Consider the following 5988-nt stretch of genomic DNA (forward strand, 5'->3'; position numbering starts at 1 on the left):
TCGGTGGCTGCTCACCTGCTGGCCGCCGGTTACGGAAATGTCCCGACTCGACCTGAGCCTGATGGGACGATAATCGACTCGCCGGCGAACTCCCTGCTGCCCCGTGTCGGCGTCTGGCTCATGCCGGACAACAAACTGCCAGGCATCCTCGAGGACTTTCTCACCTTCCTGATTCCGGATGGAGATGACTTGCTCACTCATGCAGATCAGGCGATCGCCAGCATTCCAGAAGGGCAACGTCGGTTTTCAGACACGAAAGTGGCAAAGGCACGTATTCACACCTGGCTCGCCTGGCAAGACGAGCCGGGCAAGCCCTTTGGACAGGCCATTTCAGCACGGTATCTCGACCCTCACATGCCCGCAGCGAATGTCTTCGCGAGTTGGTTGGAAAGGACATTTTTTTCGTGACGCTTCCCAAGAAAAAACTCATCGAAGTTGCCCTGCCACTTGAGGCGATCAACAAGGCCAGTGCGCGGGAGAAGTCGATCCGGCACGGGCATCCATCGACGCTGCATCTGTGGTGGGCGCGACGGCCCTTGGCGGCGGCGCGGGCGGTGATCTTTGCGCAGATGGTCGATGACCCCTCGGCGCATCCGGATCTGTTCCCGACCGAGAAGGCGCAGGAGAAGGAGCGGCAGCGGCTGTTTCGGATCATCGAGGATCTGGTGTTGTGGGAGAACACGACCAACGAGACGGTGCTGCAGCGGGCGCGCGACGAGATCTGGCAGAGCTGGCGCTATACCTGTGCGGAGAATGCCGACCATCCGCGGGCGAAGGAGTTGTTCGATCGGTACAAACTGCCGGCTTTCCATGACCCGTTCGCGGGTGGTGGGTCGCTGCCGTTGGAGGCGCAGCGGTTGGGGCTCGAAGCCTATGCCTCGGACCTCAACCCGGTGGCGGTGTTGATCAACAAGGCGATGATCGAGATCCCGCCCCGATTTGCAGGGCGGCCGCCGGTGCATCCGGAAGCGAGAAGTGAGGAGAGAGGAGTGAGAAAAGAGGGGAACAGGCTCGTTTCTCACTCCTCTTTTCTCTTTCCTCGTTCTTGGAAGGGGGCGGAGGGGCTCGCCGAGGATGTCCGCTATTACGGGAAGTGGATGCGGGACGAGGCGGAGCGGCGGATCGGGCATCTCTATCCCAAGATCGAGGTCACGGCCGACATGGTCGAGGATCCGGAGAATCCGCGGCCCGACCTTGCGAAGTATGTCGGCGGAAAGCCGCTCACCGTCATTGCCTGGTTGTGGGCGCGCACGGTGAAGAGTCCCAACCCAGCTTTTGCGGATGTCGATGTGCCGTTGGTGTCCACTTTCATGCTCTCGACGAAAGCGGGCAAAGAGGCTTACGTGGAGCCGTTGATCGAGGGCAGTGGATATCGGTTTCGGGTGAAGGTCGGAAAGCCGGAGAATGCTGAGGCCGCGAAGAACGGCACCAAGTTGGCGCGGGCGAACTTTGCGTGCCTGATGTCGGGGGCTCCGATTTCCGGCGACTACACTAAGGCAGAAGGCAAAGCTGGTCGCATGGGCTCCCGGCTGATGGCCATCGTCGCCGAGGGTGATAGAGGGCGGGTGTATCTCGCTCCGACTGCGGAGATGGAAGCCGTTGCCCTAACCGCAGAGCCGACGTGGCAACCTGAGGGCGATATACCCACGCGAATGACCGGCGGAAATTGCACACCCTACGGGCTGACGACTTGGGGCGACCTCTTTACCCCCCGCCAACTCGTGGCGCTGACGACTTTCTCCGATCTTGTGCAGGAAACACGGGAGCGGGTAAAGCTCGATGCCATTTGCGCTGGCCTACCCGAAGACAAGGCCCTCGCTCATGGCGGTGTCGGAGCTATGGCCTATGCGGATGCAGTTGGGGTGTACTTGGCTTTTGCCATTTCAAAACTCTCCGATCGAGGCTCTACGATCTGCACATGGTTCACCGAACGCGACTCCACTCGCAATACGTTCGCGCGCCAAAGCATACCGATGACCTGGGACTATGCTGAACTAAACACCTTGCTTGATGGGACGGGTAGCTTTCTTGGTGCAGTCGAATGGACGGCTGAGAGTATTCAGGGTGTCGCAGCCGGGTTCGGATCATCTTTTGGCTCAAGTGATCAGTTTGACGCCACGAGTCAGCCGGTCAGCCTCAACAAGCTGGTGTCGACCGATCCACCCTATTACGACAACATCGGCTACGCTGACCTGTCGGATTTTTTCTACGTTTGGCTTCGTCGCTCGCTTAAACCCGTCTTCCCCGACCTCTTCGCCACCCTAGCCGTCCCGAAGGCCGAGGAGCTTGTCGCGACACCCTACCGTCACGGCAGCAAGGAGAAGGCCGGCACCTTCTTTCTCAACGGTATGACCCAGGCCATGCGCCGACTCGCCGAGCAGGCGCATCCGGCCTTCCCGGTGACCATCTACTACGCATTCAAGCAGGCTGAGACCAAAGGGGACGCCGGAACGACCAATACAGGCTGGGATACCTTCCTGGCTGCTGTGATCGAGGCGGGATTCGCCATCACGGGCACCTGGCCGATGCGCACCGAGCTAGGCAACCGGATGATCGGCTCGGGTGCAAACGCCCTTGCCTCCAGCATCGTCCTCGTCTGCCGCAAGCGCCCCGCCGACGCTCCGACCGCCACCCGCCGCGACTTCATCACCGCACTCAAGAACGAGCTGCCGCGGGCATTACGTCTGCTGCAGGGCCTGCCCAGCAGGGATCTCACTCCTCACTCCTCTCTACTCTTTTCTCGCACCGGCATCGCCCCGGTGGACCTTGCCCAAGCGGCCATCGGCCCCGGCATGGCGGTCTACACTCGCTATTCCCAGGTGCTGGATGCCGAGGGCATGCCGCTGCCGGTGCGCGCCGCGCTGGCCCTGATCAATCAGACTCTCGACGAGGCGCTGGCCGAGCAGGAGGGCGACTTCGACTCGGACACCCGGTGGGCCCTGACCTGGTTCGAGCAGATGGCGTTCAACGAGGGCGAGTACGGCGTCGCCGAGCAGCTCGCCACGTCCAAGAACACCAGTGTCTCGGGCTTGGCGGATGCCGGCATTCTGCGGTCCAAAGCCGGTAAGGTTTGCCTGCTGAAGCCCGCCGAGTTCCCCGTCGACTGGGATCCGACGACCGACAAGCGTCTCACCGTCTGGGAGATGGTTCACCAACTCATCCGCGCGCTCGAATCCGGGGGCGAGACTGCGGCGGCGGCCCTGCTCGCCAAGCTCGGCAGTGAATCGGAGACGGCGCGCGAGCTGTGCTATCGCCTCTACACCCTCTGCGAGCGCAAGAAACGCGCGAACGAGGCGATGGCCTACAACGGCCTGGTGCAGAGCTGGCCGGAGATCGCCAGACTGGCGCGGGAGACCGGCAGCACAGCAGCGCCCCCGGGTACCGGGGATCTGTTTGCACAACCTTAAGCGGAGCGAATCATGCGAGTCGCCGTTGATCTTCCGAATGATTTTGTCGAGATGCTGACTGAGCAGGAGTTGCAGTCCATTGGGCGCCACCCATGATTCTGGTCGCGGACTGCTCCGCCTTGATCGCCCTGGCGACCAAGGCGCAGGAACTCGCGGGTAGCCATTTGCGGTCGCTACAGGAGGGCCCCTCATGCATCACATCTTGACTCTCGATGAGCCGGTCCTCGCCCGGTTTTGCGAGAAACACCGGATCCGCCGTCTGTCTTTGTTCGGCTCGCAACTGAAGGGAACGGCGGGGCCAGACAGCGATATCGATCTGTTGGTGGAGTTCGATCCCGATCACACACCGACGCTGTTCGGGATTGCCGGCATGGAGATCGAGCTGACGGACATGCTGGGCCGCAAGGTGGATCTGCGAACCGCCGGCGATCTGTCGCGCTATTTCCGCGACGAGGTGGTGCGCACGGCCGAGGTGCAGTATGCGGCCTGAAGATCGGATACGGATCGAGCACATGCTGGATGCGAGCCAATCCGTGGCGCGGTTCATCGCGGGTCGCACGCGCGAGGATCTGGATTCGGACGAGATGTTGCGCTTCGCCTTGGTGCGCGCCATCGAGATCATCGGAGAGGCTGCCGGCAAGGTATCGCAGGAAGGGCGGCAGGGCCTGCCGGAGATTCCCTGGCGGGAGGCTGTCGGGATTCGCAATCGCTTGGTCCACGCGTATTTCGATATCGACCTGGATGTGCTCTGGAAAACGGCTTCGACGGCCATCCCGTCCCTGATGAGACAACTGGAAGCGATCCTTTCGCACGGAGGCTGAGTAGTGGCCATCACCAATTACGAACGCGTCGGCAAATCACTCACCCTGCTCAAGGCCGGCCTCGGGCCGTTTGTCGAGCGTGAGCTGAAGGCCAAATACGGCGAGGGCTGGGCCTTCGAGGCCAAGGATATTCTGGCCGACACCCGTCTGAGCGACGGCAAGAGCGATCCCACCGGAGACGTCGCCGCCATGCTGGTGATCATGGATCGCAAATGGGGCGAGGTCTTTCGCCATATCCTCGGCAAGGCCGAGCGCAGTCTGGTCAACGAGATCATCAGCGTGCGCAACCGTTGGGCGCACCAAGAACTCTTCTCCGGCGACGACGCCTACCGTGCGCTGGACTCCGTCGAACGTCTCTTGTCCGCCGTCTCCGCCTCCGAGGCCGAGGACGTCGACAAGATGAAGATGGAGCTGCTGCGGGTGCGCTTCGACGAGCAGGCGCGCGGGGAGAAACGCAAGTCGGCCGGGATCGCCATCGAGAGCGGCGCGAGCGGCAACCTCAAGCCCTGGCGCGAGGTGGTGATGCCGCACGAGGACGTTGCGAGCGGGCGCTATCAGCAGGCCGAGTTCGCTGCCGACCTCTGGCAGGTGCATCTCGGCGAAGGCACGCCCGAGTACCGCGATCCGGAGGAGTTCTTCCGTCGGACCTACCTCACCGAGAGCCTGCGCGCGATGCTGATCGGCGCGCTGCGTCGGTTGATCGTCGGCGACGGCGACCCGGTGATTCAGTTGCAGACCAACTTCGGCGGCGGCAAGACCCACGCGATGCTGGCGCTCTATCACCTGGTGTCGGGCATCCTCGGGGCCGGTCTCGCCGGAGTCGACGCCCTCATGGCCGCCGCCGGGATCGACCGTCTGCCGACGGCGCGACGCGTCGTGCTGGTCGGCAACAAGATCTCGCCCGGCAACCCGTCGGTGAAACCCGACGGCACGGTGGTGCGCACCCTCTGGGGCGAGCTGGCCTGGCAACTCGGCGGCCCCGAAGCCTATGCCCGCGTCGCGGCCGACGACGCGAACGCGACCAGCCCCGGCGACGTGCTGCGCGAGCTGTTCAACGACTACGGCCCCTGTCTCATCCTGATCGACGAGTGGGTCGCCTACGCCCGCCAGCTCCATGATCAGAGCGATCTGCCGGCCGGCGGCTTCGAGACCCAGTTCAGTTTCGCCCAAGTGCTGACCGAATCGGCCAAGTTGGCACGCAACTGTCTGCTGGTCATCAGCCTGCCCGCGTCCGATACCTCGGGCACGGCCCATTCGCACTCGGACGATGTGGAGGTCGGCGGCACCCGCGGGCGCGAGGCACTCGACCGGCTGCGCAATGTCGTGGGACGGCTCGAATCCTCCTGGCGCCCGGCCACGGCGGAGGAGGGTTTCGAGATCGTGCGGCGGCGCCTGTTCCAGCCGATCTCGGACCCCGCGCATTTCAAAGACCGCGACGTGACCGCGCGCGCCTTCGCCGAGCTTTACCGCACTCAGCAGGCCGAGTTTCCGCCGGAGTGTCGAGAGACCGGCTACGAGCAGCGGCTCAAGGCCGCCTATCCGATCCATCCCGAGGTCTTCGATCGGCTCTATACCGACTGGTCGACCCTGGTGAAATTCCAGCGCACCCGCGGCGTGCTGCGCCTGATGGCCGCCGTGATCCACTGCCTGTGGCAGAAGGAAGACCGTACACCGCTGATTCTGCCAGCCAGCATCCCCATCGACGATGCCCGGGTCCAGTTTGAATTGACCCGTTATCTCTCTGACAACTGGGTGCCGAT

General features: G+C 63.2%; 5 protein-coding genes. All 5 read left to right on the plus strand.

The annotated features are described in order from the left end of the window. A partial coding sequence (locus VLR48_RS14200) for a DUF3226 domain-containing protein (protein WP_325292418.1) occupies positions 1-408 on the plus strand: 408 nt, incomplete at its 5' end. Then, entirely contained in the window at positions 405-3407 is a 3003-nt protein-coding gene (locus VLR48_RS14205; RefSeq protein WP_325292419.1) for a DUF1156 domain-containing protein, read from the plus strand. The genes VLR48_RS14200 and VLR48_RS14205, both read left to right, overlap by 4 nt. Positions 3408-3597: 190 nt before the next feature. Beyond that, a complete protein-coding gene (locus VLR48_RS14210) occupies positions 3598-3897 on the plus strand; it encodes a nucleotidyltransferase family protein (protein ID WP_120796609.1) in 300 nt (99 codons plus the stop codon). Beyond that, complete coding sequence (locus VLR48_RS14215) at positions 3887-4228, plus strand: DUF86 domain-containing protein (protein ID WP_325292420.1); 342 nt, start codon at positions 3887-3889, stop codon at positions 4226-4228. The genes VLR48_RS14210 and VLR48_RS14215 overlap by 11 nt, the downstream gene beginning before the upstream one ends. Positions 4229-4231: 3 nt before the next feature. Beyond that, positions 4232-5988, plus strand: a 1757-nt coding sequence (locus tag VLR48_RS14220; protein ID WP_325292421.1) for a Swt1 family HEPN domain-containing protein, incomplete at its 3' end; no start/stop codon positions are given.

The organism is Thiocapsa sp. (genome assembly GCF_035467215.1).
Taxonomy (GTDB): domain Bacteria; phylum Pseudomonadota; class Gammaproteobacteria; order Chromatiales; family Chromatiaceae; genus Thiocapsa.